A 13971-nucleotide genomic window follows, 5' to 3' on the forward strand; every position below is an offset into this window, starting at 1 on the left:
ATTTTTTCTATCAATTAAAGGTTGACAAAAAGAAAGAACGCAATTCCTATGATAAAGGAGGAATTGCGTTCTTTTTATAGAATATCTTTAAGAAATCTGGTCATGTAAGCCTTTTTTCCCCGTCGATTCATCGGAATGGAAAGGTGTAACGTTTCTTTAGCGCGTGTCATTGCCACATACAGGAGTCGACGCTCCTCTTCTAGGGCCAGAGGTTCGCCGTTGCGGTGGGATTCTAGGGCAAAGTCATGTGGCAGACTGCCATCCACGGCGCTTAGGACATATACGTTGGTATATTCCAGTCCTTTCGAACGGTGGATGGTAGAAAGATGGATGGCATTGCTGTACTGTTTGCTCAACCTTTTCATCTCGTCCGTTTTGGCGATCATATCATCCACATGGTCAAGAAATTCAGTGGTGGTCTTAAATTTACGGGCTACCACCTTCAGATCTCGGATGTCATCAGACCCTTTTTCCAGCGCATTGCCTTCATTTCCACGCTTTTTTATATAGTCATCAAACCCCATGTCCTTTTCGATCATCTCTAGAGAAACAGAAGGGGATATGTTGGCTAGCGACTTGAATAAAGGGATGATGCGCTTTATTTTCTTCACTTGGAAGGGTTGGACATTTGTTAGCTTACTCAATGATTCTACTAAACTGCAATCTTCCAGAATACTTATTGCTTTTGCATCTTGCAAGTTGGATTGTTTTAGGAAAAGGGCCGGCATTATATCCGACAACGCTTGAACATCATTGGAATCTCTGCTCAAACGTAAAAAGCCCAACATCCCTTTTACAATCCTTCTTTTATAAAAACTTTCATAATCTTGGTCAAGTTTGAACGGAAGACCAGATTGTGATAGCCTCTCGAAAATGGCACGTGCTGCACTGTGGGTTCTGTACAAGACTGCCAAATCACTAGGGCTGGCGCCTTTTTCAATCTGTTCCTTCATATCCTGCACAATGATGGTGGCTTCCTCTTCCTCATCATAGGGATAGAAAAGGGTGGGAAACCGTTTATTGTCACGCTGGGCAATCATCTTTTTCACACGGCGATTTTGGTTCCTTTCAATCACCTGGTTTGCCGAGGCTACAACGGAATGGGTAGACCGGTAATTCTCAGAAAGTGTCACGACTTTCGTCGACGGGAAATCACGGTGGAAGTTCAAGATGTAGTCCGGACTGCTACCGCGGAAGGCATAGATGGACTGATCATCATCACCAACAGCGCAGATATTTCCACTCTTGGCCAGTAATTTCATGGTTTCATACTGTACTTTGTTGACGTCCTGAAACTCATCAATTAGGAAGTATTGGAATCGCTCCTGGTATTTTGCCAGCAGAGCGGGATTTTCCAAAAGTAGTTCATAACAGCCGAGAAGCATGTCATCAAAGTCGAACACATTCTTTTCTTTCTTCCAATCTTCATAGTCCTGATACAATGATTGAAACTGTTCTTCCAGCTTACCTTCAGCTTTAATCATTTTAGGTGTTTGCATGTTGTTTTTCCAATAGCCGATCTGCTGGATGGCTTGGTCAAAGGGAAAATCTTTTTCATCGAGACCAATTTTTCGTCCGGCCTGTTTCAGAAACTGCTCCTTTTGCCAATCCCATTTCAAGAGGTTGTCACAATTCCAACGGGCTGAGTGATGATGCTGTAGCATCCTATAGAAAATGCTATGAAATGTGCCGGAAAGGAGGTTCGCAAACGTACGCGAACCAGGAGCTTCATATAAACGGAGCCTTTCCTTCATTTCGTTGGCTGCCTTGGCTGTAAAGGTGATGAGCATTACCGACCTCGGATCGATCTGCTGGTCCTGAACCATATACGCAACACGAGTAATCAGTACCCGTGTTTTCCCGCTGCCGGCCCCCGCCAATACGAGCAATGGTCCGTCAACGGTTGAAACAGCTTCTTGCTGCATCGGATCCAGAAATATGTTTTTTTCTTGCAAAGTATGGAAAAACCCACTTAAATTCTTGTGGCTTTTCGTATGTTCTTTAATAAAGATAGGGAGATGTGTAAGCGGCTTCGGCTTCTTCCAAGTTTCCTCGGAACTTTCTTTTTCCGCTACGATGGTCCTTGATTTCGGATAACGGAAACCGTCACGTTCGACATATTCCTTTTTTTCCGCCATCCCTGCCATCGTCGTATTCGTTTTGGTCAATTCCTTTTCTTCCTCATGTTCAATTCCTGCATCTATGTGATAAAAATGTGGTTCTTTTTGCAGGCCAAGATACAGCCTGACCTTATTGCCACAGGTTTTACAAGAGAGTCGGCCCTTAACTCCAGAGTCATATATCTCTTGATACATCTCTCTTGACATTGTTCCAATATGTATTGCGCGTTCATTCCATACAGCTGACTTCATATGTACAGACTCCTTTATACCAGTCAATCTTATTCATAGTAACACATATTATATAGAGAGAACACGAAGGGGAGGAAGTTTGTGTTTTGTAAATTGAGGGAAAAATGAAACTAAGATCAGGAAGGGGAGAAACGTAATGGGATATGTATTACCCGTGCAATTGGATGCCTATACACAATACGCAAACCGAACTATTTCTGAAAAGCAACGAATCAGGCTTGACCCTGTTGTTAGACCGACCTTTTATCGAATAGATCCGCAACTTACCTGGCAGGAGGTTCACAAAAATACCCAGCATAATCAGTTGAACCATAAAAAAGAAAAACAGGCTGCCGATATCTCCGATAAATTATTGGCGGACATAACAGGAAAAGGTCGCCTCTTTAACGAACTTGTATAAAACTTCATGAAACAAGGAGTGCATATAAAGTGGAGTTTCATCAATTAACCGAGAATGTCTATTATTTTCATGCATCCGTCAATATTGGATATGTACGCTTTTCTGAAAAAGAAGGAATGCTAATAGATGCAGGCCTAGAAGACCAGACGATGAAAAAAGTCATCAAAAAGCTTGCTGAAAAAACCCTTCCTCTTACACATCTTTTCATCACACACGCACATGCGGATCACTATGGCGGTGCGGCGTATCTTCAGCAAAAACAGGACGTTTATACACTAGCACCGAAATTTGAGGCTGCCATCCTTCAGGAGCCGATGATGGAGCCTTTGTATTTGTTTCATGGGGCTAACCCGATCAAGGAGTGGAGGAATAAATTTTTGGAAGGCAAACCGATCCAGGTTGACATGGTGCTAACGGAAGAAGGGGCAGTGGAACAGGGGGATGCTCATTTTGAAACGGTTTCCTTGCCTGGACACAGCTATCATCAATTCGGAGTGATGGTGGATGGTGTTCTTTTTGCTGCCGATGGCTACTTTGGAACGGATGTCATACATAAACATGGTATTCCATACATAGTGGATGCGAAGCAAACTGTGGAAACGTTGGAGAAAATAAAAAAGCTCCCATGTTCAGGGGCCGTACCTGGACACGGAAGCTTTGAAGCGAATCTGCAATCTACAATCGAAGAAAATATTAGAGTACACAATCAGATTGAAACACTGCTTCTGTCCCTGATTGAACAAGAGCCCACTGGTATTCCGCTTGAACAATTGGTCACAAAGGCTTGTACGCAAAAAAATATCACCATTCGGAACGTTCCATCCTTTATGCTGTTTCGAACTGCAGTGACGGCTTACTTGACTAAGCTGATGAAGGAGCAAAAAGTGGTATTGCAAGTGCGCGACAATCAATTACTGGTCGAATCCTCTTCAGAGTAGGGCATCACATAAATAGGCTTTCCTTCTTCCCATTCTGCAAACACAATGTCCTTGGGAGTGTGGTAGCCTATTTTTTTTATTTCATTCAACAGCCATTGCTCGGAAAGATTGAATTCATCCAGATTGTCTGTCAAGATCTCCCCATCCGATATGACAGGGATAGGCAATGTTACGTTACTTGGAGGAATGTTCAATTCTTTATTCGTAGGTGCACCATAGTCATGCTTCTTCATTACACTTACTGTTCCATCTGTTTCCAGGATGGCATACTCCACCTCCTGAATGGAAAACGCTCCTTTTGATCGAAGGAGGTGGCGGAGTTGGTCAATGTCGAGTTTGGATTTCTTTAATTCTTTTTTGTTTATTATCCCCTTATGTATGACGATAGATGGTCTCCCCTCCAATATTCCACGTGTTTTTCGCCACTTTTGTGTAATGGTTTCCAAAAGGAAGATTAAGATTCCCCACATCCCCAAAGCGAAGATTATTTTCGCTACACCAATTTCATTATCATACAAAGCATTTCCCACAAGCTCCCCAAGAACAAGGGCTGAAATGAAATCAAAGGGAGTGATTTGGGTGATTTGTGTTTTTCCAAGCAGTTGTGTGATGATATATAATGCAAAAAAACCAATTACGAGCTCTATAGCTATCCGACCGAAATCCATCATAATATCTTTGTCATCCTTTTTTCTCGTTCCATACCAATAGTATGAGTAAAGGGGAGATAAACTATGATAAAAAAAGAGGATGGCTCTCGGCAGGTTTCCCTTGGAGAGTCATCCTTTTAAATATTTTTGGTCATGGTCACATGGGGAATTCCGGCGTCCAGGAAAATATCGGACACGGTTTCATAGCCCAGCTTCGCATAAAATGCTTCGGCATGTGTTTGTGCATTTAATTTCAGTACATGCATTTCTTTTGTTTTTGCATACTCTTCGATAGTATCCATAATAAGGCGTCCTGCCCCTTTTGATGAACGATAGGAAGGAAGGACGCAGATGCGTTCCACTTTTCCTTTTCCCTCAACAATACGAAAGCGGCCTGCACCAACGGGCTGGTCCTCATCATATAACACGAAATGAGTGGCATCCTCTTCATATTGATCTATTTCTTCTACTAACGGTACATTTTGTTCTTCGACAAACACTGTCTTACGAACAGAATATGCATCCTGAAGTTCTTTTTCATTATCCACTAGTTGTACATGCAAGACTCAGCAGTCCTTTCCGAAACGGAATGTTTCATAGACGGTCCACATGCCATCTTCGAGTTGATATAGAAGGTGGAAGCGGTCTACCATCTCTTCATGTTCTATGTTGGTCATTTTCAACGTACCCAACACATCAGAATGCTCATCATCTGACAAGTTCTGCGCGATGGTTATGTGGGGAACATAAGAAAATTCACGGTTATCCTGGAAGTACCCCTTTCCGGAATGAAGCTTTTCATGCAAGGATACTAGGTCATCTGTTGGGTCTACTTTAAGATAAATTACATTGTTTACTGGAGCGAAGGAGCTCACTTTATAAATGTTCAAAGGGATTGGAGCTGTATCTTTTGCGATAGCAGCAAGCTCATCGGTCACAGATTTCATATCATTTTCATCAATTTCAAAGGCTGTTTTCAATGTCACATGCGGCGGAATCAATGCGTAGTGAGCATCATAACGTTTTCGAAATGAATTCGCGAGATCTTGTAATTTTTTTGTTGGAAAAATAGCTATTCCATATTTCATCCAATATCCCTCCTATTTGCGTTTTAATATAGTAACTTATAATTTCATTTTATCTTAATTTTTTTGAAATGGATAGGAAAGTTTGTTTATCATTCTTAAATAACTATCGCTGTAAATGAAGTGTACCAAGAATAAAGGATTTCCCCTGTAGCTTGGAGTGCAGGATGTGAGACTCCTGCGGGAGATAGCGGTAGACTTGAGAACCCGCAAAGAAGTGAGGAGGCTCAAGCACCGCCCCGCGGAAAGCGAACATCCGGAACGGAAAGCTATAGGGAATTTAACGCAAAATACTTGTTCTACTTTGGTCTTTAGTCTAGGATAGCATATTCGGCAGGGCTTGTTTTAGGTCTGGTTGCCAGTAGGTCCACGTGTGTGTTCCTTCGAATTCTTCATAGAAGACCGAGAAGCCTTTTTCTTTCATTAGTTGATGCAATGAGCGGTTCGGTTCGATGAAATTTTTCTTTTCGCCTTTTGTGGTTGGAACTTCGGTTTCCTTTGTTCCGATCACATGATAAAGGGATAGGAAGGATGGTTGTGCGAACTCTTCTACTTTCTGCATCACTTTCTCGTCTACATAAGGAGATTGCATGATTACTTTTCCGAATGTATGTGGATAGGAAAGTGCTGTCATCAAGGAAACCGTTGCTGCCAGAGAGTCCCCGATTAGAGCCCGCCCCATTCCCATCTGGTACGATGGATATTTTTCATCGATATATGGAGTCAACTCATGTGCAAGGAAGCGGATGTATGCACTGTTCTTGCTTCCGTCCGGATGATACTTATCCCAGCGGTCCTTCACATCGTTATATGGAATCCCTACTATAATGGTATTTTGCATTTCATTGGCTGCAAGCAATTTATCAGTCGTGCTGCCAATTCGCCCAAGAGTGAAATAATCTTTTCCATCCTGAGCGATCAGAATGTTGTATTTGTATAGTGGGGAATAGTTAGCTGGTGTATATACCATCAATGTCATTTCTTCGTTCAATTCGTTACTGTAGAGTGTAAACTCTTCAATACGCCCAACACTTTTACTCATTGTTATTACCTCCCGTGGTGCCTTATGTATTCTGGTAAGCGCTTTACCCATTATCATACCATATCTTTCCCCGGTATGTTGAATGGTTAGTCTTGATGTCGATTACAACTTCTTGTGGTTGGTATTAACGGGAGTTCAAGCGATTACTTAAAAAAGCGATCCGCAAAAAAATTCAATTATTTTCTGTCAATATATTGACCTTTCGCACATACGTTATATAATATATTTTATCCCATTAATCCGATTAAACTAATATGGATTATATGAAAAGTGCAAAGTAGGTGCATAAGTTGTTTTTACAAATCTCGGATATCTCAAAAGTTTACACGCAACAAAATATTGATAATACAGTACTTTCGTCTATAAATATTGACATTCAAGAAGGAGAGTTCGTTTCCATTCTTGGGCCATCGGGCTGTGGGAAATCCACATTACTCTCCATGGTGGCAGGTTTACTTAAACCAACAGAAGGAGAAATCCGACTGAAAGGATCGGCTATTACCAAACCGGGCAAAGACAGAGGGATGGTGTTCCAGCAGGCTGCGCTGTTTCCTTGGATGACAGTGGAGGAAAATGTCCTATTTGCCATCCGTGACATGAAAAACAAGGAAGAAAGGGAGTTAAGGGCCCTCCATTATTTAAAGATGGTGCAGCTTGGCGGCAACCTTAAGCAGTATCCTCATGAATTATCAGGGGGGATGCAACAGAGAGTTTCCATTGCACGTGCATTAGCTATGGATCCAACGGTGCTCTTAATGGATGAACCATTCGGTGCACTTGACGAACAGACGAGGTTGAGAATGCAACAGGAGTTGGAGTCCATATGGCTGCAAACGAAGAAGACAGTATTGTTTGTGACACATAGTATCCATGAATCCATTAAACTATCAGATAGAATACTGGTGATGGGAACAAGACCCGGAACCATCATTGCGGATATAAAAGTGGATGTGGAGCGACCTCGCTTACGTACGAGTGAGAAAGTGGCACTACTGGAAGCGGAAATCAGCAGCATGCTGGAAAAAGAGATCGACAAGGTCGTACAAGAGGAGCTGAGCCGATGAAAGCAGGAGTAAAGCGCCTCATATTTTTTGCCTCATTATTTATTATTTGGGAAGTAGCAGTTCTGCTTATCGGGTGGTCCCCGGCAGTTATGCCAAAGCCTTCCAATGTGGCAGTGGCACTATACCAGGGATTTACGGATAAAACCTTAGTATATGATTTGGCTGCAAGCTTTAAAAGGCTTGGGATTGGTTTGTTTTTAGCGTTAAATATAGGAACGCTGCTCGGGATTTGGCTTGCCAAGTCAAAAACGGCGGATGAAACGGTAGGAACCCTGGTTCTTGCCTTACAAAGTGTGCCGAGTATTGTATGGTTGCCACTAGCCATCATCTGGTTCGGTTTTAACGAGACGGCTATTATTTTCATCGTTACCCTTGGCGGAACGTTAGTAATGACGATCAACATGAGGATGGGAATCAAGAGTGTCCCTCCGTTATACATTAAAGCGGCGTCCACAATGGGTGCATCTGGCATTGAAATGTTCTGGAAAATCATTTTACCGGCTTCAGTCCCTTATGCTGTGACTGGTGCAAGACTAGCCTGGGCCTTTGCCTGGCGTGCGCTGATGGCAGCTGAATTGCTAAGCATGGGGCCGGGACTTGGGTACACATTAAAGTATGCAGCAGACTTCGGACAGATGAGCCTTGTATTCGGGGTCATCATCATCATTTGTGTTATCGGTTCAGTGGTAGATCTAGTTATCTTCCAGCGCTTTGAGAAAAATGTCATTAAACGCTGGGGCTTGGAATCATAAATGGAGAGTATGGGAGGAAAAGAGATGAAAAAAGGTTGGTTGTTGGTTAGTGCATTGTTTCTAATATTAATGGGGGCTCTAGCGGGATGTGGATCAAGCACAAGTGGATCCAATGGCAAAGAGAAAGTCGTTATCGGATATTTTCCTAATATTGATCACGTGCCGGCGATGGTTGCACGCGAGAAGGCTTTGTACGAAGAAGCCTTGGGTGACAAGTATGAAGTGGAATATAAAACATTCCCTGATGGCGGCGCATTCATGACGGCTCTGAAAACAGGTGATATCCATGCTGGATTGGTTGGTCCTGGACCGGCGATGAACAACTATGTAAGTGGGGCAGATGTAAAGGTTGTGGCTGGAGCATCATCTGGTGGTACGGTAATTATTGCGAGCAAGGAAAGTGGTATCACAACTGTTGAAGGGCTTGACGGGGCAACATTTATCACTCCTGGGGTTGGGTGCACACATGATGTGCAGATGGAAACATTCCTGAAAGACTTCGGATTAACGTCTGCCCGTATTGGTGGAAGCATGAAGCATGTAACAGGGAACCCAGCCCAGTATGGCGGAATGTTTGAATCCAAAAACGTAGATGCAGCTGCAGTTCCAGAACCATGGGCGTCTCTTCTATCTATTGAACATGGTGCCAACATTCTAGTGGACAGTGATGAAATTTCATTCGGCACGACGTTACCAAATACTATCTTGGTTACAAGTGGAAAATTGATTGAAGAAAACAACGAGTTAGTTCAGAAGCTTGTGGATGCGCATCAGGATTCCGTGGATTTCATCTCTGAAAATCCTGAAGAGTCAAAAGAGATTGCCATCAACTCTATTAAAGAACTGACAAACCAAGAATTATCCAAAGAAGTCATCGATTCTGCATGGGAAAGAATCCGTTTCACTCATGAAGTGGACGCAGAAGTGGTCCAGGAATTTGCCAACTCTTCCTTTGATCTGAAATTCTTGAAAGAGAAACCAGATTTTAAAGAATTCATTGATACTCAGTTCGTTGACTAGCATTATAAAGGAGTGTCGGGCTATAATGGTCTCGACACTTTTTTTAGGCTCTTTTCTCAAGGATTGTTGCTATTCGCTACTAAAAAGTCGGTAATTGGACTTTTTGCCGCTTACCAACTCTAAAATAGGCATGGATTCTATTCGGTATAGGCAGGAAAAGAGCACGACAGCAAGGAATATAACGGCAAATTTATTAATACGAAAAGCAACAAGGTTTACGAAAACAGTCATTTTTACGAGTTTGGAGGGATCTGTTTGAAAAGGCTCTGGCCATTTGTAACAGTTTTGTTTTTGCTTCTTCTTGCCGGATGTGGCAGCAATGAAGTTAACTTAGATGAAGAATTTTCAATGAAATTGGAAGTTGGGGAACTTGAAGGGATTAATCAGGATGATCAGCCTTTTTCCACCTCTGATACAGACGGGGAGTTTTGGCTGGCTAATTTCATCTTCACCAATTGTGATACCGTTTGTCCTCCAATGACTGCAAACATGGCAAGGGTGCAGCGAGAAATGAAGGAATCCGGAGTGGAAGTGCCGATTGTTTCATTCAGTATCGACCCTGAGAATGATTCTCCAGACGCGTTGAAGGAATATGGAGATCTTTATAAAGCGGATTATACACATTGGGATTTTGTCACAGGTTACGATCAAGAAACGATTGAACGCTTTGCAAATGTTTCTTTCATGGTACCAGCTTCTAAAGAAGAAGGTTCCGACCAGTATATGCATAGTACGAGTATTTTCCTTGTAGACAAGGAAGGGTATGTGCGGGAATCTTATAGTGGCTTGGATGTGCCTCTGGAAGACATCATGGAGGATTTAAAAAAAGTAACCGACTAAAAGGAGAAATACTAATAAATGTCGAACACTCATATGATGTCATGTGGGTGTTTTTTATTTGGCTCTTTTCTCAAAGATTGTTGCTATTCATAGTAAAAGATTGGCCTTTGGATTTTTCACCGCTTATTACATACTCTAAATTAGGCATGCAGTCTATCCCGTATAGCCAAGAAAAGAGCACGATAGCAAGGAATATAACGGTTGGTCTATAAATACGAAAAAGCAACAAAGTTTACGAAAACAGCCTTTTATATTAATCACAAAAGAGGGTAGTAAATGGAAATTAAAAAGACAAACAATTTATCTCCAGAAGAATACAAAGAAGTGGTGCAGCTTTTGAAAGAGTGCGAAACGCATGATTCGTTCGAAATCAGCGCGAGTATTAATGTATCGATGTTGCAAAAAGCGGATGATGGACATCACAGTTTTATCTTGGCTCGCGAGAAAGGAACATTAATTGGATTCCTGGGGCTTTACTCTTTTGTCGACCCGAAGAAGATGGAACTTGCAGGGATGGTTCATCCTGCATACCGTAATCAAGGACATTTCACACAATTAGTGGAACAAGCGAAGAAAGTTACTCGTGCACGTGATGCAGAGGAAGTGCACTTTGTCTGTCCCGCAAAATCGGATCCGGCGAAACATCTGGCGTTAAAAATGAAGGCAACATACTCTTTTTCTGAATTCACCATGGAATATAAATCCGATTTCCATAACCTTTATAGTGGTCTTGATGTCTTGTCCATACAAAAGGCGAAAGATGAGGATGTGGAAGTTATAGTAAAGCTTTTATCAGATGGATTCGGTTTTGGACCGACAGATGATAAGGTGAGAAGCCTCATTGCACGGAATAGGACGAAGCCTGGATATGAGTTGTTTCTAGTTGCAAAGGAAGAGGTTCCTATCGCGACATTAACTGTCAGTGATGAAGGGGAGTCCATGTATATAAGTGCCTTTACGGTAACGCCAACTGAAAGAGGGAAAGGATACGGTAGAGCCGTACTGGAGGAAATAATCCAGGTGATAAAAGATAGTTACCCAAATAAAACCCTCAGGCTGGATGTGGATGTCAAAAATGAACGTGCCTTAAACTTGTATGAGGATGCAGGTTTCAGAAAAACAAGCGGGTATGACTATTATCTTGCTAAGTAAGGGTTTTCATATTTGTGCAAATGAAGAGGTGGCAGCATCGGCTACCTCTAAGCTCAGATCGATTGTTCGTGCGAGTGGGAAGATAGTTGTTGTTTTGGTAGATAGTGATTGACAAGTTGGTCCAGGTAGTTGATTTTTTCAAGGGCTGCAGCTTTATCAATTTGCTTGTAGTGGTGGTTGCCGCCTGTTTCCTCGTCCATTTCATCCGCAAGCTTTACTACCTTTTGTAAAGGGCTTCGTTTTACATCAATTTCAGGTAGGTATGAATCAGTGTGAAGAAGAATTGCCACTGATATCTCTTTGGCTTTTTGCGGGCTTTCTCCTAAACGGATCAATAATTTGTGCGCGCGTTCTGCACCTTTGATCGCATGGATATCGTTTTCTCTATACAACTCATAGTCCCATTTTCCTTGTCGATACCATTCATAATGGCCGATATCATGAAGCAATGCCGCCTTTGTAGCCAGATCGACACTTACATTGTATTTGAATGCCAAGTGGAAGGCATGATTGGCCACTTCGAGGGCATGGGCAACCCCGGAACGTTTCAAATATTTCTGTGTAATTGTGTGTGTAAAAATATCTGTTAGTGTTACGTCTCTCATTAAAGTCTCCCTCCTGTAAAAATGTGTTTCTTTATAGAATATCATAATTAGGGGAGAGTGTGCAAGAAATGTGTTTTATCAGATGACCTCATTCACATATTTCTTCTTCAGAGGACGAAAGGATAATATATTCTCTAGAAGAAAAGTCCTTTTCGTTTGACGAAGGTAGCAAAAAGCAGTCATTGTTTTGTTGTTGATATGCAAAGCCATGATGTTTCTATGTGTGATGGATCCATCGTTAGCCATGTAAATCATTTCGATGGGAATCCTGGCCACTCTATATTGCTCAAGCAATTGATTCATGTTATCATCTCCTTAGCTTATATTATATGCGAACATACGTTTTATATACAAGAAAAAAGCGAACGTATATTCTAGTTGTTTTCTGCAGAGGATGGAATATACTTGTAATATAAAGAGAGGGAAGGTGATTTTTTGTGAAACCATCTACTACGTTAAAATGGGTGACTGGCGGAATGGAGGCGTTTTTGGCAATCCCGTTTCTTGGAGGCTTAACTGTAATGGGGTTCGGGTATTCCCCATTAGGGCTTATGTTAATTTTACATATCATTACATTGGTGTTTAGTGCCAAAGAAGGTCAAAAGTTTCACGGTAGCATTTGGGGGATTGTTGCCTCCTGTTTAGGTTGGGTCTTTTTGCTTGGCTGGATTCTTCATACCATAACGGCCATAATCCTGATGATTGATGCTTTTGCTTCTGGCAGAAAAGAAAAAAGAATGCGAGTTTAACCGTTCCGTGTTGAGCGGTTTTTCTTTTGAAGAATTTCCTTTACAAACAACAGGGAACTATCTATAATAATATTTACAGTCGCATTCAAGATCTGATAGTTCAGTGGGAGAACACTACCTTGACAGGGTAGGGGTCGGGGGTTCGAATCCCTCTCAGATCATCTATAGAAGCTTCAATCCTTTTTTTAGTAGAGGATTGGAGCTTTTTTCTATTGGTCCTCCTTATTCGCGAAAAGTAGTCTAGGTGGTAGGTTGGTCAAACAATTGGATCTTCTACGGTTCAGAATGCTGTGATTAATAATACGATCATTTCCGCAGACATTGTTAGCAATTGGGAAAGCTTAATGTTCCATTTAGTTTGGTCACAAACTATGTCATCAGCATCACTTGTTCCAATCCTGGTTCCGGTGCAGATTCTTTTGGTCAAACTTCAAGTTATTCAATAGGTCGAACAAATGAAGTAAGAAATTTACAGGCTTCGTCCTCGTCCGATTGTGGCTGCGGTGGAGGATTGACAAGCTCCAATCCTAATTGGGGTTCGGAATTGTAAAATAGTTAGTTGTTGAAGTGCATTCCCAAGTGAATTGTCCTTTTTTTTTGTATGAATCATTGTAGTTGACAATATACCTATAGGGGTATATTCTAAGAGGACAAAAAAGTTCTTTCTGGAGGGAAAGGTTTGATTATATTTATCATTGTCTTAGTTATTACATTGGTTACTTTTTCTATTTACAATAGATATGTTCCTGTTATAGGTGTACCTTGTGTGAGGGATTTAGAGCAGAGTGATTCCTTTATTTTGATTGTAGATGTTAGGGATTATAATTATGTGCAAGATACGGTCCCAAACACAACCAATATACCTGTTGCCTATCTGCAGCGTAATCATAAACAGTTGAATGGAGAGAAAGTGATTGTTCTTGCTTCAAGTCATATGGAAAAGAACATCAGTGTGCGTTTTATGAAGAAAAGAGGCATTGAGGTTGTTGGATATAGTATCATGGGTAGTCCCTGTAGATGCACAAAATTAACCACGGTTTAAGTTTTCCATGACAGTTTAATATCTCCCGAGGTAAATAAAGGATATCTATAAGTTATAACGAAATAAGAATATATACTTTATAAAAGGCTGTTTTCGTAAACTTTGTTGCTTTTTCGTATTTATAGACCAACCGTTATATTCCTTGCTATCGTGCTCTTTTCCTCGCGATACGGGATAGACTGCATGCCTAATTTAGAGTCGATAAGCGGTAAAAAATCCAAAGGCCGATTTTTTACTAGTGAATAGAAACAATCTTTGAG

At 41.5% G+C, this 13971-nt stretch carries 17 protein-coding genes and 1 tRNA gene; 11 read left to right on the plus strand and 7 right to left on the minus strand.

Annotated features, from left to right (window positions below; genetic code table 11):
• Window positions 1-74: 74 nt before the first annotated feature.
• A complete protein-coding gene (locus tag AB685_RS09740) occupies window positions 75-2372 on the minus strand; it encodes an ATP-dependent helicase (RefSeq protein ID WP_047970425.1) in 2298 nt (765 codons plus the stop codon).
• 136 nt (window positions 2373-2508) lie between these two features.
• On the opposite strand from AB685_RS09740, the gene AB685_RS09745 reads away from it, so the two are divergent.
• Window positions 2509-2772, plus strand: a complete 264-nt coding sequence (locus AB685_RS09745) for a hypothetical protein (RefSeq protein WP_047970426.1) — start codon at window positions 2509-2511, stop codon at window positions 2770-2772.
• 29 nt (window positions 2773-2801) lie between these two features.
• Window positions 2802-3710, plus strand: a complete 909-nt coding sequence (locus AB685_RS09750; RefSeq protein WP_047970427.1) for an MBL fold metallo-hydrolase — start codon at window positions 2802-2804, stop codon at window positions 3708-3710.
• Here AB685_RS09750 and AB685_RS09755 read toward each other — a convergent pair.
• The 4 genes from AB685_RS09755 to AB685_RS09770 all read right to left on the minus strand — a co-directional run bounded on the left by AB685_RS09755 (window position 3680) and on the right by AB685_RS09770 (window position 6487).
• On the minus strand, window positions 3680-4381 hold the full coding sequence (locus AB685_RS09755) for a DUF421 domain-containing protein (protein ID WP_047970428.1): 702 nt from the start codon (window positions 4379-4381) through the stop codon (window positions 3680-3682). The genes AB685_RS09750 and AB685_RS09755 overlap by 31 nt on opposite strands.
• 116 nt (window positions 4382-4497) lie before the next feature.
• A complete protein-coding gene (locus AB685_RS09760; RefSeq protein ID WP_047970429.1) occupies window positions 4498-4923 on the minus strand; it encodes a GNAT family N-acetyltransferase in 426 nt (141 codons plus the stop codon).
• A gap of 3 nt (window positions 4924-4926) precedes the next feature.
• Window positions 4927-5448: a YjcG family protein gene (locus AB685_RS09765; protein ID WP_047970430.1), complete on the minus strand. Its 522-nt coding sequence runs from the start codon at window positions 5446-5448 to the stop codon at window positions 4927-4929.
• A gap of 313 nt (window positions 5449-5761) precedes the next feature.
• The gene (locus AB685_RS09770; RefSeq protein ID WP_047970431.1) at window positions 5762-6487 is read right to left on the minus strand and encodes an esterase family protein; all 726 of its coding nucleotides are present in this window, start codon (window positions 6485-6487) and stop codon (window positions 5762-5764) included.
• Window positions 6488-6777: 290 nt separating this feature from the next.
• Here AB685_RS09770 and AB685_RS09775 point away from each other — a divergent pair, with 290 nt between their 5' ends.
• The 5 genes from AB685_RS09775 to AB685_RS09795 all read left to right on the plus strand — a co-directional run bounded on the left by AB685_RS09775 (window position 6778) and on the right by AB685_RS09795 (window position 11315).
• Window positions 6778-7551 carry an ABC transporter ATP-binding protein gene (locus tag AB685_RS09775; protein WP_047970432.1) on the plus strand — a complete coding sequence of 258 codons (774 nt, stop codon included), beginning with the start codon at window positions 6778-6780 and terminating at the stop codon, window positions 7549-7551.
• The gene (locus AB685_RS09780) at window positions 7548-8303 is read left to right on the plus strand and encodes an ABC transporter permease (RefSeq protein WP_047970433.1); all 756 of its coding nucleotides are present in this window, start codon (window positions 7548-7550) and stop codon (window positions 8301-8303) included. The genes AB685_RS09775 and AB685_RS09780 overlap by 4 nt, the downstream gene beginning before the upstream one ends.
• A gap of 24 nt (window positions 8304-8327) precedes the next feature.
• Entirely contained in the window at window positions 8328-9323 is a 996-nt protein-coding gene (locus AB685_RS09785; protein ID WP_047970434.1) for an aliphatic sulfonate ABC transporter substrate-binding protein, read from the plus strand.
• Between the two features lie 255 nt (window positions 9324-9578).
• Window positions 9579-10163 carry an SCO family protein gene (locus tag AB685_RS09790; RefSeq protein ID WP_047970435.1) on the plus strand — a complete coding sequence of 195 codons (585 nt, stop codon included), beginning with the start codon at window positions 9579-9581 and terminating at the stop codon, window positions 10161-10163.
• A gap of 276 nt (window positions 10164-10439) precedes the next feature.
• On the plus strand, window positions 10440-11315 hold the full coding sequence (locus tag AB685_RS09795) for a GNAT family N-acetyltransferase (protein WP_047970436.1): 876 nt from the start codon (window positions 10440-10442) through the stop codon (window positions 11313-11315).
• 53 nt (window positions 11316-11368) lie between these two features.
• Here AB685_RS09795 and AB685_RS09800 read toward each other — a convergent pair whose 3' ends face one another.
• Window positions 11369-11920, minus strand: a complete 552-nt coding sequence (locus tag AB685_RS09800; RefSeq protein WP_047970437.1) for an HD domain-containing protein — start codon at window positions 11918-11920, stop codon at window positions 11369-11371.
• A 78-nt stretch (window positions 11921-11998) separates the two neighbouring features.
• Window positions 11999-12223 carry a hypothetical protein gene (locus AB685_RS09805; protein WP_047970438.1) on the minus strand — a complete coding sequence of 75 codons (225 nt, stop codon included), beginning with the start codon at window positions 12221-12223 and terminating at the stop codon, window positions 11999-12001.
• A gap of 134 nt (window positions 12224-12357) precedes the next feature.
• On the opposite strand from AB685_RS09805, the gene AB685_RS09810 reads away from it, so the two are divergent.
• From AB685_RS09810 to AB685_RS09820, 4 genes are all read left to right on the plus strand, one after another.
• Window positions 12358-12669 (plus strand): hypothetical protein, encoded by a 312-nt coding sequence (locus AB685_RS09810; protein WP_047970439.1) that lies wholly within the window; start codon window positions 12358-12360, stop codon window positions 12667-12669.
• An 89-nt stretch (window positions 12670-12758) separates the two neighbouring features.
• Window positions 12759-12830, plus strand: a tRNA-Val gene (locus tag AB685_RS09815).
• A gap of 170 nt (window positions 12831-13000) precedes the next feature.
• Complete coding sequence (locus AB685_RS31665; protein ID WP_198530484.1) at window positions 13001-13219, plus strand: hypothetical protein; 219 nt, start codon at window positions 13001-13003, stop codon at window positions 13217-13219.
• 216 nt (window positions 13220-13435) lie between these two features.
• Window positions 13436-13711, plus strand: coding sequence for a hypothetical protein (locus AB685_RS09820; protein WP_128755843.1), 276 nt, complete (start codon window positions 13436-13438; stop codon window positions 13709-13711).
• The last annotated feature ends 260 nt before the right edge of the window (window positions 13712-13971 follow it).

The organism is Bacillus sp. LL01, assembly GCF_001037965.1.